The sequence below is a fragment of the Hymenobacter mucosus genome, assembly GCF_900188255.1.
Taxonomy (GTDB): Bacteria; Bacteroidota; Bacteroidia; order Cytophagales; family Hymenobacteraceae; genus Hymenobacter; species Hymenobacter mucosus.
In genome coordinates, this window is sequence record NZ_FZNS01000005.1 from 115,762 (window position 1) to 140,776 (window position 25,015).

Consider the following 25,015-nt stretch of genomic DNA (forward strand, 5'->3'; position numbering starts at 1 on the left):
TGAAGTCGGCCGTATTCTGTGAAAAACCTGACCTCCCAGTTGGCTGTCAGGGTAGTACCTAGTCAAGAATATTCAGGGCTGAATAAAATTTTGTCCTTGGATTACAAGGGTGGTAAACCACGCACCGGGCAAAAGGTTGTGGGCCTTTCAGAGAAATACTTTTTGCTGACCGGCGCCGAAAGGCTTACTGTCGCGGTTGCTATTTTCTTACTGTTGAGTAAGCTCAGAGCCAGTGTGGGCTTACTCCAGCTCCGTTACGGTCACTAGCACGTTGGTATTGCGGCCGTGGTCGTCGGCGCAAGAAATCTTGAGCGGGCCAGGCGTTGGCCGGAAAAAAACTCGCTCGGTAGCCCCGGCTGCACGCAGAAACTGGTCGTTGACGTACCAGTACACTTGTTGCACCTCGCTGTTGGTTGTGCAGCTGAGCAGAAGTTGTTGCTGCTCGCGGGCGTTCAGCACGTACTCAGTATTAGGTGTGGGCGAGGTGATAGTGGGCGCTTGTTCTGGCCCACCGCGCACTAGCTGGCACAGGGGGGTGTGGGGGGGCAGCCGACGGTACGGAATGCCCTGGGCCTCCTTGTAGGCTGCTACCTCCGGGAGTAAATTGGGGTACAGCTCCCGCCGGTACCCCGCCGCGGGTGCGCAGGCCCGGCAATAGGTAAAGGCGCCGTCGGCCGCTACCAGCACTTCGCGCAGGTGCTGGCAGTGCTGGCCGCTGGAGATACTCGGCAGGAAATAGTCTATCACTTGGTTTGGGCAGTTCTCGCCCGGCACTAGGCCTGTTTCGGCACACACCAGCCGAAAGTCGAGGGCCGCTGGTGGCGCAAACCAGTCATTGGGCGAGTTGTAGGCTACCGCGTTAAACAAGTCGAAGAGTAGGGGCGTGGCTACATCGGCCCCGGTAAGGGCCGGGCTACCCTGACCACTGAAGTTGCCCACCCATACCCCAATGGTGTACTGCCGGTTGTAGCCTATGCTCCAGGCGTCGCGGCGGCCGTAGCTAGTACCGGTTTTCCAGGCAATCTTGGGCAGGCGCATGCTGCTGGCCGCCCCCAGGGGCAGGTCGGGGCGCGTGAGCTGGGCCAGGATGTCGGTGGTGAGGAAAGCCGCTTCCGCCGATACGAGCCGGGTGCTGGAAGCTTGTTTGGCGGTGGAAGTTAGGTGCAGGCTTTGATGCCGTCCACCGCCGGCCAGGGTCACGTACAGGTTGGTTAGTTCCTCCAAGGAAGCCCCACAGCCCCCTAGAATGCTGCTCAAGCCTAGGCGGGCGCGGTTGCGGGTTATGTTATGGAAGCCTGCCTGGCGGAGCTTGTCGGTGAAGGCGGGTACGCCCAGTTGGTTGAGCACTCGCACCGCCGGAATGTTGAGCGAGTAAGCCAGCGCCCGTTCCAGAGTCACCTCGCCGTTACAACGCTTATCAAAGTTCTCGGGGCGGTAGCCCTGGAAGTTGGTGGGTACATCGGGCAGCAGCAGCTTGGGCGTGACGAGGCCACGGTCCATGGCCAGGGCGTACAGAAACGGCTTGAGCGTACTGCCCGGCGAGCGGACGGCCGTAATGCCATCGTTCTGGCCTTGATTAGCGAAATCCCGAAAATCAGCTGAGCCTACGTAGGCCTCTACCTGGCGAGTGTGGTTGTTCACCACCAGCACCGCCGCCTGCGTGATGCCCAGTTCATATAAGCGCCGCACGTAATTGCGGGTAAGATCCTCTGTTTTGTATTGCTTGCTGCGCTGCAACGTACTGTGAATAATAGCCTGCCGCGGAAACTGCCGTACCAGCCGCCGCGAGAGGTGCGGGGCCAGGGCAGGGGCGGCATGGCGCTCTACCTCCAGGGGCTCTAGCAAGGCATCTTCCACATCTTGCTTCGGAAACAGGCCCGAGGCCCCAAAGCGCCGGAGCCATCGGTTGCGCTCCTGCAGCACAGCCGCATTATTCTTTCCCAGCACCAAGCCTCTAGGCCTGTTCGGGATGATGGCCAACGTGACGGTTTGAGCCAGTGAGAGGTAGTCGGGCGTTTGCTGAAAGTAGAGCAGGGCTGCCGACTTCACGCCTTCCACATTACCGCCGTAGGGCACCAGGTTTAGGTACAACTGCAGAATTTCCTCCTTGCTGTAGTGCAGCTCTAACTGGGTGGCACGCAGCATTTCTAGCAGCTTATTGCCAAAGGTGCGCTCCTTAGGCTCTAGCAGCCGGGCCACCTGCATGGTAATGGTGCTGGCCCCGGTAGTGCGGCCCGTGCCAAACACATTGCGCCCGGCTGCCTGCACCAGAGCTATCGGGTTTACGCCCATATGCCACCGAAACCACCGGTCTTCTTTCTCCATAATGGCCTTGCGCAGCACCGGCGTAATCTCGTGCAGCTCGGTTTTCATCCGCCACTTCTGGGTGGGGTTGAGGTAGGCGTGCAGCACGGTGCCATCGGCGGCAAGTACAAGGGGCGAATACTGCGGCGCGGGCGGCAGCGGAAACCACCAATCTAGGCCTAGCAAAAGCAGCAGCACTAGGCCTAGGGCCGCTAGGCCACGCGAAATAACACGCCTATTCATACACTCAAATATACCGGCTACCCAATAACAGTGCAGGCTATTTGGCAAAACAACAACAGCCAGCTAAGCACGCCTGTAAACGTCAGCGAAGAGCATGTGCGCAAGAGTGTGTGTTGCATATATGATAGTATTTAGCTGATATAGGTGCGATTATATCATCCAAACTAGGCTATGGTTAAAAATATTTCAAAAAAGGCAAATCCGCTTTGTGAATACTGTTCGTAGGTATTCCGTGACAGTGCGGTGCAAGTACCAACTGTTGTTGATTGCCTATGGGCATTCAGTCAACGACATGTATGCGGCGCTGCCTTTCTTCCTTTCCATCCTCTTACTCCTCCCTTATTCCACAACCGCTACATGAAACGTAAACTTTTTCTCTCCCTCGCGCTGGCTGGTGTCAGCATCAGTGTGTCGTTCGGACAAGCTACTGTTGACCCAGAATTGCGGTCGGCATTGGCTACCAATCCTACGGCGCAAGTAATTGTTACTTTCAAGGGGAGCGGCGCTCCTGGCCTTACCCAGCGGGGGCTGTTGCAGCGGCTGGGCATTACGCGCGGCGTTACCCTGCAGGCCCTGCCAGTAGCGGGTGTTATTGCCACCGCCGCGCAGGTAAATGCGCTGGCGCAAAGCCCCGAAGTTCGCTCCCTCTACATCAACAAGCGGCTGGAGTATTACAACTTCGACGACACGCACCTGACGGGTGTGAAGCGCCTGCGCACCGACCAACAGATGACGGCTCGTAATGGCGGTCTGCCCGTTTCAGGCAAGGGGGTGGGCGTACTCATCAACGACAGCGGCGTAGACGGCACGCACGAGGATATAAAGTTCGGCACGCACCTGGTTCAGAATACGCTGGGCTCCACCAACCTCAACTCGCTAAGCACCCTGCTGCCCGTTACGTACCTAGAAGGAGTGCCGAATACGGATACTAACTCGGGCCATGGTACGCACTGCGCTGGTACCGTGGGCGGCACCGGGGTTCGCTCAGGAGGAAAGTATGAAGGCGTAGCGCCGGGTGCCTCATTGCTGGGCTACGGCTCTGGAGGAGCTCTCTTGGTGCTCGATGCCATGGGCGGCTTCGACTACGCGCTTACTCATCAGTTTCAGTACAACATCCGGGTTATCAGCAACTCATTTGGCAGCAGCGGCGACTTCGACCCCAACGACCCGCTGAACGTGGCTACTAAAAAGTGCTACGACCGCGGCATGGTGGTGGTGTTTGCCGCCGGCAATGAAGGTCCCGGGGCTGATACGCACAACCCATATGCCATTGCACCCTGGACCATTTCAGTAGGCGCTGGTGACCGAAACGGGCTGCTGGCGGAGTTCTCCTCGCGCGGCGTGCGGGGCGAGCAGGGCACTTTTACGGTAGACGGCGAGACCTGGACCTTTAAAAACGAACCCGTGATTGTAGCGCCCGGCGTAGATGTGGTTTCTACCCGTGCTATTGCGCCGGTATCATCATTGGGAGCCCAGCAAGACATTGAATTGTTGCAACCCAGCGAAGTGCCGTTCTATACCCACAGCAGCGGTACTTCTATGGCTACGCCCCACGTAGCAGGCATTGTGGCGCTGTTGCTAGAAGCGAAACCCACATTGAATCCGGCGCAGGTGAAAGAGCTGCTGCAGAAAACGGCCACCAACATGCCCGGCCGTGAGTCGTGGGAGGTAGGTGCCGGTTACGTAAATGCCTACGCTGCCGTAGATCAGGCCTTCCGCTCCTCTACCTACGGCTCTACGGTGAATGCTAGCCGCCGCTTCAACAGCAGCGTGAATGCACAAACTGCCACGGTACCTTTCACCATCAACTACAACCCCGCCCTGGCCGCTGGCAACCAGTTTACCTTCCCGGTAAGTGCTGGCACTAACAGCTTGGAAGTGAAAATTTCCTCGAGGGGGCTGCTAGGCGAAACCGGTAACCTGACCAACCTGATCCTGGTTGACCCTAACGGGGTAGAATACCGCTCTGGCACCCCCGTTACGTTTACGCTCTCAACGGACCGCAGCGTAGCGGTAGCCGGGCCGGTAGCTGGTACCTGGACGCTGAAAGTAGATGGCCTACAAGGCGTGGCCCTACCTGAAACCATCAGCGGCAGCATTACCGCCCTAACAGCCACCGGCACCACTAACCTCTCCGACATTGTAGGCCACCCTGCTGAAGCCTCCATCAAGATGGCCGTTGCTAATCAACTGGTTGATGGCCTAAGCAACGGTTTCCGTCCCGACGCCCCGCTTACCCGCATCCAGCTGGCCGACTACCTGCTCATGGGCCAAGGCATCCGGCAGCTGCTGCCCTTCAGCGGCGCCCGTACTTTCTCCGATGTGTCTACGCCCGCTGAAATTCTGCTGACCGAATCGGTGGTGGCTAAAGGGGCCGCCCAGCGCGACCGGTTTCACCGGGCCGCTGGCGTGATGCTGCCCACCGCCACTGGCACATTCTCGCCGAATGGCCAAGTGAACCGGGCCTCCCTGGCCTACTCGCTGGTGCAGAGCCTGGGCTTCCAGGAGCAGGCGCTAGCCCGCAACAGCCAGCCCCTGACGGTGCAGGTAAACGGGCAAACCATTCCGGTAGATGATGCCGCCAACGTGCCGGCTGCTCTGAAAGGCTACATAAGCATTGCGCTGGAGCTGAATCTGATTAATGCCTACTACTCGCTCACCCAAGGCCCCTACGACCAGCAGCCTACGCTACACGCTACCTTTAAGCCAAGCCAAAACGTTTCGCGCGCCGATTTTGCCGTTATCGTAAGCCGGACGTTCCCGCAGTATGATGCCGTAACGCAACCCACAGCAGTAGCCAGTGCAAACGCCAGCACTACGAGTCTGTTGCCGGCCGAAGCGGGTGCTAAATCTGGCGTGCTTTTGCAAGAGACGGCGGCCTATCCAAACCCCTTCACGGCGGCTACTACCATCAGCTACTACTTAACTCAGCCAAGTCCCGTAAGCGTAGAAGTTTATAACGCGCTCGGCCGCAAAGTTCAGACGCTAGTATCGGGTATAGAAGCTGCCGGCAACCACCAAGTACAGTTTGATGCCAGTAACCTGGCACGCGGCACCTATCTCTACAAAGTAAAAACCGGAGCCTCAGTAACCACTAAGCGTTTAGTGCTGCAATAAGTCTGCTCAAGCTGCTTCAATACAAAAGGCCTGCTTCACGGAGCAGGCCTTTTGTATTGAAGCAGCTTGAGTAACTACCCTTGATTTCTACTGCTTATTTAGGAGGCTCGGGCACTTCTACTTCCAGCTCAAAGTCGCGCTTGGGTGGGGCTTCGTTATTAGCGGCGTTGCGGTAGAGGAAGCGGAGCGTGGTTTTGCCGGGGTTCAGGGCCTTGAACTGAAAAGTAACATCCTCGTCACTGCCTACTTTGGCTTTCTTCTTGGGCTTCTTTAAGCTTGAGGTGGGCGCAGCTGTCACTAGCTGCACTACTTGGTTTGCAATGGGCATTACCTCCCACATGTACTGCGAGCCGACAGTAGTATCAAGCCGAATAGCGAGCTGGTCGCCCTGGTTAACTTTCACGCGGCTGCGGTTGCCGTACTCCGTAATGTTCACGTTTTTGGCCACGCCAGGCTTATCAATGGTAATAAACACCCGAAAGAAGCCGCCCAGTGATGCGTAGCCGGTGCCAGGCTGAGCCGAAACCAGCGTCAGATCAAGCCCACCCGTGCCGATGGCCTGGAAATGAATTTCGAACGTGGCGGGCGCGCCCGGTACTCCGCTATTCACACCGGGCAAGATGTTCGTGATGGTGGGCGTCAGCTGGCCAGGGTAGGTCTGGGTTAGGCGCCAGCCGAAACGAGGAGAAATGGTAGGCAGCAAAATTGTAAGCTGGTCGCCCACGTTCAACTGCACCTGCTTGCCATTATCATTCGCATTGAGCGTCACAATGTCGGCTTGGGCAAGAGTAGGGCGTAGGAAGGCAATAGGTATCAACAAAGTGGCTAACCAAATGCCTAGCCGGAGGCGAGGACGAAAGCCAGGAATAAAAGGCAGTAGCTTCATCACGTATGAACACAGTAAGTTTCATGAACAATACAGCCGGCCACTGAAGAAGCGCCGGCTGCGTGAAAAACAGTTAAGAAGGTATACGAAGGGCTAGAGAAAGGGCTGTTGTTGAGCTAGTGAGCCCAAGAGATATTACGTCTCGTGTATCAAGTAACGAACCACTTTACCATTGCTGAATTGCAAAGACAGAGCGTCACCATCAATAGGAATGAGTCTGGGCGTCATCCCTATGTAGTACTGCCAAAATTCCTCGCCTTTATAGTTAGGTTCACTTAGTAATACAGTCACTTCATTTTGCGTAAGGCCAACAAGCCGGTGGGAGTGCTGTACGTCCTCCACCATCTCATAGCGCTTATTTATATCAGAGGTCCATTTGTCTTTCTGAAATTCCGATGTGGATAGTACAAGTAAATGGCTAATGCCAAATACACACCCGCTACGCAAAGGCAAGGTGTCGCGACAACCGATACGAGAGTAGCAACCCGTTTCGGTTGTTGCAGCCCCGGCCAGAAACGACGAAGTAGGGCCCGCGTAGCTGCAAACACAAGAATGAACCCTGGAAGGGAGAAGGGGGCTAGGACTGCATAGAACAGCAGATCACTCCAGAATTTCACGGCTAGATAGTGTGATTGGTGGTAGACATCAGCACCAGTGCCATGTCTACCGAGGCATGTGTACCTTTTAGGTAAGAAGCTGTCCGGAATTAAATGCTTCTACAAGCTCTCTACGATAATGCATCGGCTTTACCGCACCCGCACCACGCCGGAGCCGGCGTAGCTGTGGTACTCGGCATTGTACATGGCATCGGCGCTGACGGGGCCTAGTTTGAACGTGCCTTTGCTCACGGCGCGGCAGAGGTAGTAAAACGACTTGGCCGTGGGCGTAGCAGTAGTAAACAGATTGATCCGGTCGTCGCGCACGTCGAGGTAGTCGGGTTGAGCGGCGTCCTTGGCCCAGGTTAGGTCCCGGACTGCTCCGATGCGTGGGTTCTCAATTTCCAGGCCGGCGGGCAGCAGGTCCGTAATAGCCACGTTCTTGACTTCGCCCGCGGTTTCAGCCGACTGGATAGTGATGCGTACCACTACCAAGTCGTTTTGCTTGAAGGAGGTAGAACCAACCGGGTTGCCGTTGCGGTCTAGGAACTGACGGCGCACTTGCAGGTAAGCATCTTCCTCACGCACCTGGCCGGTGGGCGAAATACCTTCGGTTTCCCAGAAGTAGTAGAGGCTGCCTTTGCCGCTAGTACGCAACTGGAGTTGGCGGTTAGCCACGTTGCTTACCGTAAGGTCTTTGCCCGTGAAGTTGCCAATAGCCATGCCATCCGCTAGCAGGCTAGCTACTACGGTGCTACCCGCATTCTTCTTTGCCAGCTTACCGAGGGCCAGCAGCGCAAATGACCGTTCCTGGGTGTTGAGCCAGCCGGCTTGCTTTACCTGGCGGCTGAGCTGACGGGCCAGGGTGTTCACCTGAGCATTGGCCGGGTCGGCGGCCAGCAGGGCGTTGAGTACTAGAGCTTCGTCGCGGATGGGGGAGGAGAAGGCCCCGTCGAGCTGGCGGCCGGCAATGTTGGGTGCAGCGCCGAAGCGGGTGGGCACGGTACTCTGGTAGCCGCGCTGGTTGCCGCTCAGGGCGAAGGCTGCCGCCAGCAAGTAGCGCGAGTCTTCGGCCAGCTGAGGCCGGTTGGCTTTGTAGTAGTTCAGGCCCACGGCATCGGGCCGGCCGGCCAGGGCCAGCACGTAGAGGGAGTAGGCTACTTCCTTCTTGGCCAGCGTCACAGGCTGAATCACGCCGCCGGTCTGGATGATGTTGTAGGTGTCAGTTTCGCGCTTGCGCACGCGGGCTTGTAGGTAGCGCAACACTCGGTCGAGCACGTTCTTGTTTACATCGAAGCCGGCTTGCTGGGCTTCCAGCAGGAAGTGGGCGGCGTAGGCGGTGGCCCACCAGTTGTCGTAGTCGCCGCCGGGCCAGTAGCTGAGGGAGCCGTTGTACATCTGCTGGGCTTCCACCTTCCGGATGGCTTCCTGCACGTGGTAGTTGGGGTTGAACAGTCCCGCCTTGCCGGGCTTGCCGGTTTTCTGGCCTAGGGTGGCGGCCAGATCACCGTAGTATAGCTGCGGGAAAGCGGCCGATACGGTTTGCTCCAGGCAGCCGTAAGGGTATTGCAGCAGGTAGCGCAGGTCCTTGGCAAACTCCGTCATGGGCGAGCGGCTCACCACCAGCTGGCTCCGCAGCGACGAAGGCAGGAAGTCGGTTTTCAGGTTCAGCTGCTGGGCCGCGCCACCCGCTACCACACCTGCCCCCGTGCGCTTCTGCAGCGGCGAAGCGGGACGGATGGGTAGTTCTACTTTTTCATTCAGAGTATATGCTGGTTTTGCTGCATCAGCATCAGTCTTATTACCTGGAACGTTGGGCGACCTACGCCTGTAGGCTTTAACTTTTATGTCAATAGACGCAGAGCCAATTGCCGTTGCTGCATATCGGTAGAGTACTCGCTTCTCTGTATTTGGACTCAAAGGCATCATATCAACCCGGTAACCTAAGTCATTAGGAGAGGAACGGGGAAGGTCAGCTATGCGCTTTAACAAGGTGCTACTTGGTTCTACAAATACATCTATGACTTTCCCCGTCGTATTCGTCAGCGTTACGGGTACGTCAATCGTGTCGCCGGGGCTGAGGAAGCGGGGGAGGGCAGTGCTGATGACTACTGGGTCGGCAACGCGCATGGTGTGCTCGGCGGAACCGAAGGCGTCGTTCTTGTAGGCCACTGCCATGATGCGCACGGCCCCGCTGAACTGGGGCACTTGCAGCTTGTAGCGCACCTTGCCGCTGGCATCGGCGGTGAGGACGCCACTCCATTTGGCGAGGAGCTTCACGCGGCGGTTGGGCACAGGCGTGGTGCGGCGCGAGAGGTCGTAGCCGTCGCCGCCGGTGCTGCTGGTCCCAAGTTCGGGCAGCAGGAAGGGGTATACATCGTAGGCCTGTACTTCTAGGGCGCGCTTCTGGTAGAAGTAGCCGTAGGGGTCGGGCGTCCGGTAATCCTTCATCTGCAGAATGCCCTCATCCACCATGGCCAGCGTCACCTGGGCACCGGGGGCGGTGGTTACTTCAATGGTCTGGGCGGTTTGGGACCGGCTTTGCGCGGGGGCTTTAATAGCCACTTGCAGCTTGGCGCCGGGCTTCTCCACCGTCAGCGGCACGAAGCCGCGAGCTACTGTGAGAGGTAGTCGGTTGTCCCTGATTTCGCGGATGGCGGTGGCCGTTACGTACACGTTGGGCACGTGGCCGGTGCGGATGGGAATGCTCACGCGGGCCGATTTCTCGTCGGTGTTCACGTAGAAGTGGTCGAGCACGCGGTTGCGCTCTACCGTCACGAGCACGCGGCCGGGGAAGGGCGTTTTCAGCAGCAGGTTGGCGGTTTCGCCGGGCTCGTACTTGGCCTTATCGGCCTCAATGGTCACCTCGCCCTCGTTGTTTACCTCGAAGGAGTTGCTCTGGGTATCGCCGTAACCGTAGGCGTACACGCGCTGAGCCACGTAAGTCACGGCCCCTGGCCTAGAAATCCGGATTTCGTACTCGCCGGAGTAGGTCGGCGTGAAGCCCAGGCTAGCATCAGAGCCGCCGCTTGCTACCGTCACGGTGCGGCTCAACACCACCTGCTCACGCTTCTGCGAGTTGTAGATGTAGCGCCCGCCCTGACGCTCAATCACCGTTTCCCAGAGCAGGCGCACCACGCGCACCGTGGCCTGGGCTGAGGTGGGCGTGCCAGCTGGCGTGAGAGCCACCAGTCGCACCGGCAGGGCCTGACGGGTTTGCACCAGCTCATCCATGTTCTTCACCCCAAACAGCACAGGCTGGGTCTGCACCTCGAAGGTAGCCAGGCGGTTCACGGGGCGGCCGGTTTCATCGAAAACGGTGGTGAAAGCGGCGCCTTCCAGAATGCCGAGGTCACTGTAATCGGGTACCTCGTAGGTGGCGGTGCCGCGGCCGGCGGCATCGGTGGTGCCTTCGCGGGTGGTCTTCTCGAACCGGTCTGAAATCGGGGTAGAAACCTGGTCGCCATAGCTGCCCCGCTGCCGCTCACCGCTATTGATACCAAAATTGTAGTCGGCGTAGTTTTTCGGGGCGAAGGGTTTTTCCTTCAGCGAAAATTCTACCTCAAACTTGCGGTCGGCGGCGGGCGGACCAAACAGGTTCTGGGCCGTAATTTGGGCCGAAATAGCTTGGCCGGGTTTCACGACTGGCCTAGAGGCTTTCACCGTCACCTTCATGCGGTCCGGAATAAACTCCTCCACCGAAAGCTGGCGCGAGGTCAGCAGCACGTCGTTGCCGGTTAGCACTTCCATTGTGTAAAGGCCAGTCATCACGGCGGGAGGCAGCAGGAAGCGCGCCTCAAAGGAGCCAGCCGCGTTCAGGGTTTTCTGCAGGCTGGCGTACTCCTTGCCGGTGGGCAGCAGCAGCCGAATTTTCACCGGCAGGCCCTTGGGCGGTGCCTGCCAATCCTCGGTGCGGATAACGGTGTTGGTCTGGATGGTGTCGCCGGGGCGGTACAGGTCCCGGTCGCCGTAGAGGAAGGCCTGATAGCGGGCGGCGTTGCTTTGTAGGCCACCCACCTCGAAGCGGGAGGTTTCTACGCGGCTGCGGCTCAGGTCGAGGAAGGTGAAATCGTTGCCCTGTTGAGCCATCACCATGCCCAGCTTGAAGCGGCCATTTTGAGCGGTGCTGTCGAATTTTGCTACCCCGTCGCCGTTGGTGAGGCCGGTACCCATCACCTGGTTGTTGGTGCTGATAAAGCGCATTTCCACGCCGCTCAGCGCCTTGGCGTTCCGAATGGAGTTGGCGAATACCAGCGTGCTGCCAGCCTTGCCCTGCTTCACAATCAGCCCAATGTCCGACACGGCCACCAGCTTGCTCACTTGCAACCACTGGCGCTCGGTGTCCTGCACCTTAATGATGTAGAGCCCTTTCAGGCCGCCCGCAAACTCCAGGTCCTTAAGGTTTAGGTTTAGCAGCCGCAGCCCCTGCGCCTTCGGCAACCCCGACACGGTGTAGGTGCGCTCCGTGAGCACGTTGCCCAAGTTCTCCACTTCGTAGTACTGGTAGGAGCGGTCCACGTACCCGCCTTCCTCACTTTCCTCTTCCTCACCTTCTGATTCTTCCCCGTCGTAGCCGGGGTAGCCGTACTGGGTGCCGCTGCGCAACAGCTGCTGGATGTTATTAGCGTACACTTTAGCAATGGTCACTTTCACCTGACCTACCTCATTTATGCGCACGCCCAGGTTGCGCGAACCCAGGGCGTCGAGGTACATGGCCTTCTCGGCGCTGGCAAAGCTGATGGTGGGCCGCTCGTCGGAGAAGCTCACCGTTTGGGTGAAATCTTCGCTGAGGTGTCCGCCTAGGCCACCCCGCAACCCCTGGCGCAAGCTCACCTGGTAGCTTTTGCCTACCTCAAAGCCGCCCTTGAGCCGGAAGCCACTTTCCAGCTCCTCTACCTCGTAGGCCACCTGCGGCGACACCGACAGTGCATTCTGCAAGTCGCCCGTGGTTACCGGCTGGCTGGTCAGGATGGTAATGACCGGGTCGGCCGCTTGCAGGGTGCCCGTGATGGCGCGTATTTCCAGCTCCTCCGGGTCAGGTACCTGAACTTGTTTTTCGTAGTCGGAGGTAGAGGCCTGGTCGCTGCCCTGAGCCCGCAAACCCTGGCCCAGCGCCACCGTGAGCGGGCTGCCGGGGCGTACCTGTTGGTTGAGGCTTACGCGTACCACTTGGCCCGGCTCCCCGCTCACCTCAAAGGCCACGGGCTGCCCGTCCTGGGTTACGCGCAGCAGGGGCTTCACGTCGGCGGGCTTCACGGCGTAGTTGAAGGGTAACTCCACGCGCATTTCGGCCGTGCCCGCTGCTCGCTCCGAGCGGCCCCAGAATGCCTGCGGCTCCTGCAATTGCAGGTAGGGGGTGTGGAATTTCTGACGATTCTCGGGTAGTTCTACGTTGCGTTTGCCCTCCGGCAGGGCTTCTTTGCGCAGGGTGGCCGTGAAGGCGGTGCTAGGCTTAAAGGGGGTGGTAGGCGAGAAAATCAGTTCTCTATCCGATGTCCACTTGAACTTGCCGCGCATAGCCGGCTCGAACTTTACTACTTGCACCGTATCCCAGCGGTCCTGCTGCTCGGGGCTGGCCACGGCATCCGCAAACTGAAACACCAGGTTCTGGTACGGGTCAATTTCCTCGCCGTTGGGGTCCTGGCCGGCATCGGAGCCCGACTTAGAACAGGCACATAGCAAAGCCAGCAGCACCAGCAGCGGCAGGCGAGAAAGAGAGCGGGGTAGCATGGATAGGGAGGAGCTAGAAAGGACGCCGGAAGGTATAGAAAAACGTTAATGTATAGTGCAGTCCTAGTGTAGTATGCTTCGGTTTACTCTGCGCTAGTAGGAGTAAGGTTGCTGCCTCAAAGTTAACAGTCACGCATTATGCTATTCCGTGAAATTGCTAGTGAATACCTCCGCTAGATGGCTCACAAAGGGTAAATTTTATTTTTGCATACTACCTTGTATAACAAAGTAGTGCTTATATATTTGGTCCGTTCGGGTCGGTAGTCAGTTGCATCTAGCTGCTACACGCGTAGACTGGCCCCTTTCTGCCTCCCTTCTTATTCCTTCCACGCATGAAGAACTCACGGTATTCTTTTTGGCTGCGCACTGTGGGCGCGGCGCTGATTCTCCTGTTTAGTGTTGCGTCAACCGGTCAAGCCCAATCCGCTCCCGACAGCGTTGACCAACTGGTGCAACGGGCCATGCGGCAGTTACGCATTCCGGGCGTGCAGCTAGCGGTGGTGCGCCACGGTCAAGTTATTAAGCTAGGCAACTATGGCTTGGCCAATGTGCAGGACTCGGTGCCAGTAACTACACAGACACGCTTTTTTCTCAATTCCATTACCAAGGCGTTTGTGGGCGTAGCCGTAATGCAATTGGTGGAATCTGGTAAGCTAGACCTGGCCGCGCCAGTAGGGCGCTACCTGCCCGAACTGCCTGCAACCTGGCATCCGGTCACCGTCCGGCAACTGCTCACGCACACTTCTGGTCTACCTAATATTATGCCCGAGGATGCGCTAGTGACGGAAAACAACGAGAAAGAGGCTTGGGTCCAGGTGCAAACACAGCCACTGGACTTCCCTGCCGGTCAGCAATTCGCCTACAACCAAACCAACTACCTGTTGCTAGGTCGCCTCATCGACAAACTCAGCGGTCAGCCCTTTGCGCAATTTATCCGGCAGCGGCAGATTGAGGTGGTGGGGATGCCCCGCACAAGTGCCGGCGACGCTCATGACGTGCTACCCCACGGCGCCCGCGGCTACACGTACACGCAGTACGTTGATGGGAAACGGCGCCGGAGCCCGCAGCTACAGAACCTGTTCGAAGTATTTCCGCCTTCCTTGCGTACGGCCGCAGGCATGAGCTCTACCGCAGAGGAAATGGCCCGCTGGGTGCTGGCCTTGCAGCAAGGCAAACTGCTCCAACCCCAAAGTCTCTCGACGCTCTGGACGCCAGGCCGCCTCAACGACGGCTCCCAGCGCGGTTTTGGGGGCAAGCTCACCGGCTACGCCCTGGGCTGGCCCACCGTTACACGGCCCGAACACCCGGCCGTGGCGCCTGTGGGTGGTGGCCGCTCTGCCGTGTTTCTCTACCCCCAAGACGAGTTAGCCATCGTGGTGCTGACCAACCTGCAAGGTGCCAACCCTGAGCGGTTCATTGACGCGCTGGCTGCCTGTTACCTACCCGATATGCGCGTGGAAGACGGTTTCGGTTTGCCACCGACCCTGCGTGCCCTGCACCGCACATTGCGCCAGCGTGGGTTTTCGCACCTAGAAGAAGAAGTTAAGAAAGCCCGCCGCCGCGACCTAGCCTACGCCTTGCCCGAAGAGGCCATCAATGCCTGGGGCTACTCCCTGGTTGAGCAGGGCCAACTAGATAATGCGCTGGCTGTATTTCAACTCAATGTGCGCCTCTATCCCAATAGCACCAACACCTACGACAGCCTAGCCGAAACCTATGCCGCCCTGGGCAACAAGAAAATGGCCTTTCAGCACTACACTCGTGCTCTGCAACTGAACCCTAAAAATCGCACGGCAGCAGAGTACCTCCAGAAGCCTTGAGCCGTAGCATGCAAGCAGGATATTTAATAAGGAAGTTTACTACGACGCCTGGCTTTAGAACAAGCATATAGCAAAGCCAGCAGCCCTAGCAGCGGCTGGCGAGCAACAGAGCGGGGTAGCATGGATAGGGAGGAGCTTAAATAGATGCCGGAAGGTATATAAAAGATGAATTATTTATCCTGTAGCGGCTTATAGTTACTCAGAAGAGCTGCTGAATAAATGCGGGAACTAAGCTTCGTCGTATGATAAACCGAATTCTGTGTGACGAGCAAACGGATCTACATTGTCAGCAGTCCAATCCCAGCCATTAGGCATGCATGAATTGTATTTTCTTAGCAATATATCGGTCTCATGAGTCACAGGCCGCTGACCTGCTTTAGCGTATAGAAATAGCAACTTGTCAAGAGTGGTTGTGTTATTGTGTCTAATCATATCAATCATTCTTTTAACAACAAAGGCACACGGAATTACATGCTCCCATCTGTACAGCTTCTTTCCCTTCCGTGGCGCTGCCTTTCTAATTACTTGATTTTGTTGTTTGCTCAGTTCAGATAATAGTCTAGCAGTAAACTCTATTTCAGAATGATTTATCAGTAATTCTACATAAGCTTTAATCATGTCAATTTTACTTTTGTTAGATTTTACTTTTACTATAATATCACCGTAAAAAGGCATACAAACCATCGTTTTTAAGTCACGCTTAATAGAGTAAGCCACGTCGGGTTCGGCATGTTTTAAAAGTAAAAGTATTTTTTCTTTAAAATCAGCTGTTTCCTCGCTATTTCTACGCTCTACACGCCTGATGGCACTTTTGCTTTGTGATTTGTTCACAGTATTCATAATGGTGAGGTAGTATGTCTTGTTAAATTTATTAGTAGTGTTTTACCTATATGTTTAAACCTCATCAAAAATATCCGTCTACTCAATACTGAACTCCCGTCGCGTGTGCATCTGAACGTGGCTGCGCATATATAACTTTCTGCGCGCTTACTACTTTCCCGTACATGTCTTCACCTACCATCCTCATCGTGCCCGGCCTGGGCAACTCTGGCCCCGAACACTGGCAAACTTACTGGGCGCAGCACTACGGCTACCCGCGCGTCCAGCAAGGCAGTTGGGACCAACCAGTTCGCGCAGATTGGGTGCAGAACTTGGAAGACGCGGTGGCCGCCACTGGGTCTGATGTGGTATTGGTTGGCCACAGCTTAGGCTGCATTACTATCGCGCACTGGGCCAGTACTACGCGGCACCGCATCAAAGGTGCCCTGCTGGTTGCCCCCGCCGATGTAGACCGTTCTGATATGCCATCGGAGATAGTAAACTTTGCGCCCATACCGCTGGCGCGCCTGCCGTTTCCAAGTATTGTGGTAGCTAGCACCACCGATGAGTACGTGACGTTGGCGCGGGCGCAAGAGCTAGCGGAGGCGTGGGGAAGCCGATTCGTAAATGTGGGTGCACTAGGCCACATCAACTCCGAGTCTGGTCTGGGGCTGTGGCCGGAAGGGCATGTGCTGCTGCAGGAATTGGTAGGGTAGCGGTTATTGCAAACCAAGGTTAACCTAATCTCCCCTGCTCATCTGAGGAGGGGTGGTTGAAAGGTTAGAATTAAAAAATAGAGCTAGTTATCGTTCAACGGCTGGTCAACCACCCCTAGTCCTCCTCATCTGAGGGGAACTGGTTCACTAGCTTAGGTTAGCTAGCCCGTACCTGCCCATTGCCGCGCACCTGCCACTTGTAGCTAGTGAGTTCTTCTAGGCCCATGGGGCCGCGGGCGTGCAGCTTCTGGGTGCTGATGCCAATTTCGGCGCCAAGGCCAAATTGGGCGCCGTCGGTGAAGGCGGTGGAGGCGTTGGCGTACACGGCGGCGGCATCTACCTGGTTGAGGAACTGCTCGATGTGAGTAGCATTTTCGGAAATGATGGCCTCGCTGTGCTTGGAGCTGTGGGCGGCAATGTGGTCAAGGGCTTCGCCTAAGTCGGCTACCGTTTTCACGGCCATTGCCAGGGAAAGAAACTCAGTGCCGAAGTGTTCGGCAGCGGCCGGGTGTAGTAGGGCGGCGGGGTACAAACCCCGTAACGCAGGGTAGGCCTGAGCATCGGCGTAAATAGTGACGCCAGCAGTAGCTAGCGGAGCCGTTAGGGCTGGCAGGTCGGCGAGACGGGCTTGGTGTACCAACAAACAATCCAGGGCGTTGCAGACGCTCACACGGCGAGTTTTAGCGTTGGCCACAATGGCGCGGCCCTTGGCCAGGTCGGCCGTTTCGTCGAAGTACGTGTGTACAATGCCGGCTCCCGTTTCAATGACGGGTACTTTGGCATTTTGGCGCACGTAATCGATGAGCTGCTGGCTGCCGCGCGGAATGAGCACATCTACGTAACCAATGGCGTGGAGCAGAGCCTCCGTTGCCTGCCGATCTGGAGGAAGCAAGGTCACGCTGGCCCCGTCAAGACCGTGCCGTTGGAGGACGCCCTGCATTACGACACTGATGGCCTGGTTGGAATAGGCCGCGTCGGAGCCACCCTTCAGCAGGCAGGCATTGCCGGTTTTCAAGCATAGCGCTGCCACATCGAAGGTCACGTTGGGCCGCGCCTCATAGATGACCCCTATCACCCCCAGCGGGACGCGCACCTTGGAAAGCAGCAAGCCATTCGGCAGCGTCTGTTGCAGCAGGGTAGCGCCCAGCGGTGAGGGTAGATCCGCCACGTTCCGAATATCGGCCGCAATACCTTCCAGGCGGGCCATGGTTAGTTGCAGGCGGTCATACTTCGGGTCATCCGGCGACATGCGCGCCAAGTCTTTCTCGTTTTCGGCCAGCAGGAAAGGCGCCTCGGCGGTGGCCGCAGCGGCTAGGTCGAGCAGTACGGCAGCAATGGTTTCTGCCGGGAGCCGGCCCAGCGCGCGGCTAGCACGTTGGGAGGCCTGGAAAGTGTCGTGAAGATGCATACGATGCGGTGGTGCCGGCCCCGGAAAGTGCGGCAGCGTGGTTGGGAGGCGGTGCGAGCAAAGAGGCCGAGCCCGTAAGAAAGTACTCGGCCGACTACCCGGAGGTAATAGGCAGCTAGCTAATATCAGCCGTTAGAAACAGGTAATCATAGTGCACCAGGGGCTTTTGGTTTTGATGCCCGAGGCGTTCCAGGGCCTTATCGGAGCCGTATTCGGCTAGGCCCAAGCCAAGGGCTTTGCCCGTTTCGTCTAGAATCCGAATAATGTCGCCCTTCTGAAAGGTACCCGTGATGCCCAGCACGCCTACGGGCAGCAGGCTGGTAGCCCGGCCGGCAGCCGTGAGAGCCTCCTTTGCGCCGCTGTTGATGTGCACAGCCCCTTTGGCGGCTAAGTCGGAGTGGGCAATCCACTTTTTCTTGCTCGAGGCGTTCTTGTTTGGTTGGAAGCGCGTATTGGCTACCTCCTCCGCCAGCAGGCGCGGTAGCACGTTTTCAGTTTTGCCATTGGCAATGTGCACGGCTATACCCAGCTGCGCTACCTTGTGGGCCATATGGCACTTCGTAATCATACCGCCCCGGCCAAACTGGGAGCGTTGGGTGGTCACGAACGACGAGAAGCTGTTCATAGTCGGCTCGATTTCCGGAATCAGCTCGGCCCCGGGGGCTTTCGGGTCGCCATTGAAAATGCCGTCTACATTGCTCAGGATGAGGAGGGCGTCGGCGTTGAGCATGGATGCTACTAAGCCAGCCAGCTCATCATTATCGGTGAACATAAGCTCCGTTACGGAAATTACATCATTCTCATTCACGATGGGAATAATGTTGTTTCGGAGCAGCGCCCGGAAGCAGTTCTGCATGTTCAGGTAGTGCACCCGGTCGCGGAAGTCTTCCTTAGTCACGAGCACTTGGGCGCACAGCAAATCGTGCTCCGCCAGCAACTCGGCGTAAGTAGCCAGCAGCTTTACTTGTCCCACGGCGGCCAGCACCTGGCGGCTCGTCACGGCATCAGCTTTGGTAGGTACCTGCACCAAACTACGCCCCGAGGCTACCGCCCCCGATGACACCACAATGACCTCCTTACCCTCCTTTTTAAGCGCCGCAATCTGGGCCACTAAGTGACGGATGCGGGCCAGGTCGGGAAAGCCATCGGGTTGGGTTAAGACGTTGGAACCGATTTTTACGATGATTCGATGGTAAGGAAGCGCCATAATTGCCCAGTTGGTTCTGCGGCGTAAGGTAGGGCAGAAGCGTGGGTCGAGCGCCATAGCACAGGTGCAGAAAGTGCACTTCAGAATGAAATAGATGAGCTTTTACAGGTTCAGCTTACCCCAGTGCCGCTTTTGCAGGGCTGGAAAGAATCTGAAAATCAGATGATCCTCCGGCGCCCGCAGCCGTTTAGAAGAGCATGTTTCTATTGCGAAGCGGTATAAAATGGGTAGTGCTCGGCCTGCTAAGCCTCGGGGCTTGTGACGCCCGCCGCTCTGCGCAAACGGCTGCTTCCTCCCTTAACCCCACCGCTACCATGGGTGCCGATCAAAACCGCCTGTACGCCGACGTTAAGTTTCTGACTTCCCTGCAGCCCCCGCGCCACTACCGCAACTTGGCTTCTCTAAACCAGGCGGCCGACTATATCAAGGCAGAATTTGAAAAGCTGGAGGGGCAGGTAACAGAACAAACCTTCCGCGCCGATGGCCGGCAGTACCGCAACATCATCTTGTCCCTGGGCTCGCCCACGGCACCGCGCATCGTAGTGGGAGCCCATTACGACGTGTTCGATGACACGCCCGGCGCCGATGATAATGCCAGCGCCGTGGCGGGGCTGCTGGAAACCGCACGCTTGCTTCACCACCTGGGCTCCAACCTGAAATACCGCATAGACCTAGTGGCCTACCCCAATGAGGAGCCGCCGTATTTTGCCACGGAATACATGGGTAGCGCCGTGCACGCCAAGTCGTTGTACGAGGCCGGGGTAGAGGTGCGCGCCATGCTGTGCTACGAGATGATTGGCTACTTCAGCGACGAGCCCGGTTCGCAACGCTTCCCCAACGAGCAGCTAGCGGCCCGCTATCCGAATACGGGCAACTTCATAACGGTAGTGGGGCGCACGGGGCAGGAGGAGCTTACCCAGCAAGTGCAGCAGCTTATGCAAACCAAGGCCGCTCTTGATGTGCAGCGCATCAACTTACCCGCCGATATGGGACTAGCGGGCCTTTCCGACCACCGCAACTACTGGAAATACGGCTACCAAGCCCTCATGATTAACGATACGGCCTTCCTACGCAACCCCAACTACCACCAAGCTTCCGACACCATTGACACCCTGGATTTCAAGCGCATGGCCGAGGTAGTAAACGGCGTGTACGCTGCGCTGCTCGGCCTGTAAGTTTCTGCCATCTGGTGCACACCACCACGCCTGCAAGCGGTAGCAGAAAATGCCTTTCCTTTGCTGCTACCTTGCTTTTCTCCGGTGCACTAGGTTCGAGCTATGCTTTCCCATCCTCACGAAATATTTCTGGAAGTAGCTCGCCAACTGAGCTTCACCAAAGCCAGCCAAACACTTTTTTTGAGTCAGTCGGCGGTAAGCAAGCAGGTCAAGGCTTTGGAGGAACACTACAAAACCGGGTTGTTTGAGCGTTTAGGGAATAGCGTGGTGCTCACGCCCGCCGGCGAGCTGCTGTACCGCAAGCTGCTGGTAGCAAAGCAGCTGCAACACGAGCTGCATCAGGAGTTCAGTGCGCTTAGTCCCACATTCTCGCCCCAGGTGCGTATGGTTATTGGGGCCAGCACTACCATCTCCCTCTACGTCATTCCGCCGGTCTTATCGGCCTACTTGCAGCAGTACCCAAACACGCAGCTCACGCTTAAGAACCGCAATAGCGAGAATATTCTGAAAGCCCTGCTGGAGCACGAAATAGACTTGGGCATTATTGAAGGGATTCACAAAGTCAGCAACGTAACCTACACGCCGCTGCTAACCGATGAGGTAGTGGCCGTGTGCTCGGCTCGCAACCCCCTGCACCAGCAGGCATTGGTAGCGCACGATTTGCTTCGCCTACCCGTGGCCTTGCGCGAAACCGGCTCGGGAACCCTGGCGGTGCTGGAAGAGGCCTTAGCGGAAAAGAACATCAAGCTGACGGACCTGCCCGTGAAGGTGCGCTTGGGGGGTACGGAGGCGTTGAAAAACTTTGTGCGCGTAGATACGTGCCTGGCCTTTTTGCCGCGCCAAGCCGTCATGAAGGAGTTGGCTTCCGGCGAGCTGGTGGAGGTGCCAATTCATGACCTGCACTTAGTGCGCCACTTCGACTTCGTTCAGCGCAAGGGCACTGAAAACAACATGCCCTATAAAAGCTTCGTGCAGTTTACCCGTCGTCATTATTCCAAAGTGGAATAGGCTATTCCGAATCGCCGTTAGGTTTAGGAATACACCTAGGGGAGTTTTGCGTTAAAATCCCCTCTATGACAACCCTCCAAGCCACGTCCTCACGCCTGCAAGTTCTCAACTGTGCTGCCTGCGGAGCCCCTCATACAGCTTTCACCCTTCAGCGGGTTTCGGAATGCTGTGCCCAACCTCTATTAGCTCATTATGCGCTGCACGAACCCCTTTCCAGGGAGCAAGGCATTGACACTGCCGAAAATTCCATGTGGCGCTATCATGCCGTGCTACCGCTGCTGGATGAGGCTAACCGGGTGAGCCTGGGAGAAGGCTGGACGCCTTTACTACCCTTGCATCGCCTGGGGGCGCGCTACGGCCTCGCCGATTTGCTGCTTAAGGATGAGGGACAAAACCCAACCGGCTCTTTTAAAGCACGCGGCCTGAGCATGGCCATTTCCAAAGCCAAGGAGCTGGGCGTTACGGGCTGCATTATTCCTACTGCTGGCAACGCGGGTGTAGCTATGGCGGCGTACTGCGCCCGGGCCGGACTGCGAGCGGTAGTCGTGATGCCTCGCCACACCCCCAAGGCTTTTAAGGAGGAATGTTACTGGTACGGTGCCGATGTCCACTTGGTAGATGGCCTCATCAACGATTGCGCGGCCCGCGTGCGTGAGCTAAACGCCGATGGTGCCCTGCTCGATGTCTCGACATTGAAAGAACCCTACCGGCTGGAGGGTAAGAAAACCATGGGCTATGAGCTGGCCGAGCAACTAAACTGGACGCTGCCAGACGTGCTCCTGTACCCTGCCGGCGGCGGCACGGGCCTCATTGGCATCTGGAAGGCTTTCCAGGAAATGAAGGCCATGGGGTGGCTACCCGCCACGGCCCAGTTGCCGCGCATGGTAGCCGTGCAAGCGGCCACGTGCTGTCCCTTGGTCGAAACGCTAGCCGGCCACCAAGCCAACTGCCACAGCTACGTGGGTCAACCTACGATTGCCAACGGCTTGGCCGTACCCCGCCCCCTAGGCGAGCCGCTCATGCTTCAGGTGCTGCAAGAGTCCCAAGGAACAGCCATAAGCATAACCGATGAGCAGATGCTGGAAGGCATGCGCGAGCTAGCCCGCTTAGAGGGCCTCTTTGTGGCGCCCGAAGGTGCTGCCGTGTGGATGGCGGCCCGAGAACTGCTTCAAACGGGTTGGTTGCAGCCAAATGAGCGCATGGTTCTGCTCAACACCGGTTCAGCCCAGAAGTACCTCGACAATGTGGAAGGCAGGTACTAGACTGCTCATAAGCCTAGTAAACAGGAGTATGTGCCAAGTAGCTTGTAAGTAGCAAAGCTGGATTACCACTGCGGGGTGGCTGCTTCAACTAGACCTTCTAGTTTGAGTAGTTACCCCGCTTTTGTATATGTGCTGCACAGGTAATTATCGAAAGCCTCAAAAAGATGATAAAATGTGCCCTTGCCTATCGAATTTAGGGTGTATAATTAGTTTGGTTAGTAATTTTTGAACATTTGGCCCTCAAATTACTAGGGGTAGGTCGGGTTGTTGTGCATATTTGCGTAATTTGGCTAGTGAAATCGAGGAAGCCATTATTACAACATCATGACTCCGAAAGCTGATTCAATCCGTCCGAGCTACAGCCTGTTCACGCTGGGCGCTCTTATTGTACTGGCCCTGATAGCTGCTTTTGTGCGCGTGCCCCATCCGGCCGCCGCTGCTGGCGCCCTAAATGCGGCCGACGTGGCCTGGATGCTGACAGCTACCGCCTTCGTGCTGATTATGACGCCTGGCCTTTCCTTTTTCTACGGTGGAATGGTGCGGCCTAAAAACGTCATCAGCACCATGCTACAGAGTTTTGTGGCCCTGGGGGTTATTTCAGTGGTGTTTTATTTCGTGGGATTCTCTCTGTGCTACGGCGAGTCTTGGCACGGCATCATTGGTAACCCTTTTACCTATGCTCTGCTCCGCAACGTGGGTACAGCGCCCAATCCCACCTTTGCGGCTAGCATTCCATTTATTCTCTACTTCGCTTTCCAGCTGAAGTTTGCCATTATCACCCCGGCGCTTATTACCGGCTCCTTTGCCGAGCGGGTACGCTTCAAGGGCTACTTGGCTTTCATGGTGTTGTTTAGCCTGTTCATCTACTGCCCCCTGGCGCACTGGACCTGGCATCCTGAGGGGTTCTTGCACAAGTGGGGCGTGCTGGACTTTGCCGGTGGCACGGTAGTGCACATTTCTGCGGGTGTAGCGGCTTTGGCGGGTGCTATGGTGCTGGGCCGCCGCTCGGCCCACCTGCGGCCTTCATCTTTCTCTACGCCCAATGTGCCGTATGTCATGCTGGGTACCGGCTTGTTGTGGTTTGGCTGGTTTGGCTTCAATGCGGGCTCTGCGCTTGGGGCCAACGAGCTAGCGGCCCTGTCTTTTGTGAATACGAACTTGGCCTCGGCCTCGGCACTTATTGCCTGGATTCTGGTAGAAATTGTGCGGGGTGGCAAGCCTACTGCCGTGGGTGCTTGCACGGGGGCAGTGGTTGGCTTGGTAGGCATTACCCCCGCCGCCGGCTACGTCGACTATGGGCAGAGCATCCTAATTGGAGTGATTGCCGCCCTTATTAGCCACGCGGCAGTGCACTGGCAGAACAGTCGTACCACTATCGACGACACGCTGGACGTATTTCCTTGCCACGGTTTAGGCGGCATTGTGGGCATGCTGCTTACGGGCGTCTTCGCGGCCAATGATGGCTTGGTGAATGGTAAGACGTCCTTGTTCGGCTACCACGTGCTAGGGTTGGTAATTGTTGTGGCCTTCTCCTTTGTCGGCTCTTGGGTTTTGCTGAAGGTGACGGACCGCATCTTCGGTCTGCGCGTGAAGCTGCAGGAAGAAGAACTGGGCCTCGACCTGAGCCAGCACGAGGAGTCCACCTACCACATCGACGAAGAATTTGAGCGGACCTATCGCCGCGAACAGGTAGTAGAAAACGCCTAAACCGGCTGGTTACCGCCAGTCAAGGGTAGAAGCCCTATGTAAAAGGCCGCTGGTAGTACTACCAGCGGCCTTTCTAGTTGCGTGTGAAGATGAGGAAGTTTGGCTAACTGCTCAAACCTGCAAGTACCAATTCCTGCTTAATTACGGGCGTGTAGCTTCCTAGCCCATTTTGCTAAGTACGAAGGATACTAAGAACCCAAGCACGGTAATGAGGCCGGTGAAATTGTGTGCCACCTCAAACGCCTCAGGAATCATTGTGTCGGCAATCATGGCCAGCACGGCCCCGGCCGATACGGCAGTAGTGGCCGCTACTACATCGGCAGAGAACCCACTGAACACCGTGTAGCCAAGTAGGGAAGACAGACCCGAAATGACGGCAATACCGGCCCATAGTAGCAACACGTACTGGGGAGTACGTCCAGCCTTTTTCATACCCGCCGCGCTGGATAGTCCTTCCGGCAGGTTGCTCAGAAAAATGGCTACTACGGCCACCATGCTTACCGTCCCGCCTGCCAGCATACTTAGCCCAATCACAATGCTTTCGGGAATACCATCAAGCAGTGCGCCAATGGCCAGAGCCATGCCGTTATCGGCCCCGCTTTTGTTGCCGGGGTTTTGGCCCTGCTGTACCGCAGTGCGCTCAGCGTGTTGCTGGTGCCCAGAGCGTTTGCGGTGCTTGGCACCGTAGCGCGCTAATAGCCAATTGGCGAAGGTGTAGGCCGCCGCACCGCCCACAAAGCCGAGCCCAGTGGAGTCGAAGCCACCTTTTTCGTAGGCTTCCTCCATCAGTTCCAGAGAAAGAGTGGAGATAAGCACCCCACTGCCAAACGCCATGATAGCGGCAATGAGGCGTTGCGGTACGTTCAGAAAGTAGCCAGCTGCTGCACCCAGCAGCAGAGCGGAGCCAGAAACCAGGCCCCAGAAGCCAGCAACGGCCCAGGTAGGAAATAGCATCGGAAGAGGGGAAAAAGAGGCGGCTAAGCAGCCGGTAGGAACAGGTCAAACGAGCAAAAATGC

14 protein-coding genes are annotated in these 25,015 nt (G+C 57.1%); 7 read left to right on the forward strand and 7 right to left on the reverse strand.

Annotated features, from left to right (window positions below; all coding sequences use genetic code 11):
• Window positions 1–240: 240 nt before the first annotated feature.
• Window positions 241–2,547, reverse strand: coding sequence for a penicillin-binding protein 1C (gene pbpC / locus CHB83_RS13230; protein WP_089332978.1), 2,307 nt, complete (start codon window positions 2,545–2,547; stop codon window positions 241–243).
• 357 nt (window positions 2,548–2,904) lie between these two features.
• On the opposite strand from pbpC, the gene CHB83_RS13235 reads away from it, so the two are divergent.
• On the forward strand, window positions 2,905–5,664 hold the full coding sequence (locus CHB83_RS13235; RefSeq protein WP_089332979.1) for a S8 family serine peptidase: 2,760 nt from the start codon (window positions 2,905–2,907) through the stop codon (window positions 5,662–5,664).
• Between the two features lie 94 nt (window positions 5,665–5,758).
• Here the strand turns inward: CHB83_RS13235 and CHB83_RS13240 are convergent, their stop codons facing one another.
• Together CHB83_RS13240 and CHB83_RS13250 are read right to left on the reverse strand one after the other, a co-directional pair.
• A complete protein-coding gene (locus CHB83_RS13240) occupies window positions 5,759–6,550 on the reverse strand; it encodes a protease inhibitor I42 family protein (protein WP_089332980.1) in 792 nt (263 codons plus the stop codon).
• A 746-nt stretch (window positions 6,551–7,296) separates the two neighbouring features.
• Window positions 7,297–12,876 (reverse strand): alpha-2-macroglobulin family protein, encoded by a 5,580-nt coding sequence (locus CHB83_RS13250; RefSeq protein WP_089332982.1) that lies wholly within the window; start codon window positions 12,874–12,876, stop codon window positions 7,297–7,299.
• 332 nt (window positions 12,877–13,208) lie between these two features.
• On the opposite strand from CHB83_RS13250, the gene CHB83_RS13255 reads away from it, so the two are divergent.
• Window positions 13,209–14,696 carry a serine hydrolase gene (locus CHB83_RS13255; RefSeq protein ID WP_089332983.1) on the forward strand — a complete coding sequence of 496 codons (1,488 nt, stop codon included), beginning with the start codon at window positions 13,209–13,211 and terminating at the stop codon, window positions 14,694–14,696.
• A gap of 228 nt (window positions 14,697–14,924) precedes the next feature.
• Here CHB83_RS13255 and CHB83_RS13260 read toward each other — a convergent pair whose 3' ends face one another.
• The gene (locus tag CHB83_RS13260) at window positions 14,925–15,536 is read right to left on the reverse strand and encodes a hypothetical protein (protein ID WP_089332984.1); all 612 of its coding nucleotides are present in this window, start codon (window positions 15,534–15,536) and stop codon (window positions 14,925–14,927) included.
• A 164-nt stretch (window positions 15,537–15,700) separates the two neighbouring features.
• Between CHB83_RS13260 and CHB83_RS13265 the strand changes: the two genes are divergently transcribed.
• A complete protein-coding gene (locus CHB83_RS13265; protein WP_089332985.1) occupies window positions 15,701–16,231 on the forward strand; it encodes an RBBP9/YdeN family alpha/beta hydrolase in 531 nt (176 codons plus the stop codon).
• Window positions 16,232–16,388: 157 nt separating this feature from the next.
• Here the strand turns inward: CHB83_RS13265 and CHB83_RS13270 are convergent, their stop codons facing one another.
• Entirely contained in the window at window positions 16,389–17,639 is a 1,251-nt protein-coding gene (locus CHB83_RS13270) for a glutamate-5-semialdehyde dehydrogenase (RefSeq protein WP_089332986.1), read from the reverse strand.
• Window positions 17,640–17,754: 115 nt separating this feature from the next.
• Window positions 17,755–18,903, reverse strand: a complete 1,149-nt coding sequence (proB, locus tag CHB83_RS13275; RefSeq protein ID WP_245855355.1) for a glutamate 5-kinase — start codon at window positions 18,901–18,903, stop codon at window positions 17,755–17,757.
• A gap of 140 nt (window positions 18,904–19,043) precedes the next feature.
• Between proB and CHB83_RS13280 the strand changes: the two genes are divergently transcribed.
• From CHB83_RS13280 to CHB83_RS13295, 4 genes are all read left to right on the forward strand, one after another.
• Window positions 19,044–20,021 (forward strand): M28 family peptidase, encoded by a 978-nt coding sequence (locus CHB83_RS13280; RefSeq protein WP_245855356.1) that lies wholly within the window; start codon window positions 19,044–19,046, stop codon window positions 20,019–20,021.
• Window positions 20,022–20,123: 102 nt separating this feature from the next.
• Complete coding sequence (locus CHB83_RS13285; RefSeq protein ID WP_045687398.1) at window positions 20,124–21,029, forward strand: LysR family transcriptional regulator; 906 nt, start codon at window positions 20,124–20,126, stop codon at window positions 21,027–21,029.
• Window positions 21,030–21,094: 65 nt separating this feature from the next.
• Window positions 21,095–22,291 (forward strand): threonine synthase, encoded by a 1,197-nt coding sequence (locus tag CHB83_RS13290; RefSeq protein ID WP_089332988.1) that lies wholly within the window; start codon window positions 21,095–21,097, stop codon window positions 22,289–22,291.
• 324 nt (window positions 22,292–22,615) lie between these two features.
• On the forward strand, window positions 22,616–23,998 hold the full coding sequence (locus tag CHB83_RS13295) for an ammonium transporter (protein WP_089332989.1): 1,383 nt from the start codon (window positions 22,616–22,618) through the stop codon (window positions 23,996–23,998).
• A 159-nt stretch (window positions 23,999–24,157) separates the two neighbouring features.
• Here the strand turns inward: CHB83_RS13295 and CHB83_RS13300 are convergent, their stop codons facing one another.
• Window positions 24,158–24,952, reverse strand: coding sequence for a ZIP family metal transporter (locus CHB83_RS13300; protein WP_045687396.1), 795 nt, complete (start codon window positions 24,950–24,952; stop codon window positions 24,158–24,160).
• Window positions 24,953–25,015 lie beyond the last annotated feature (63 nt).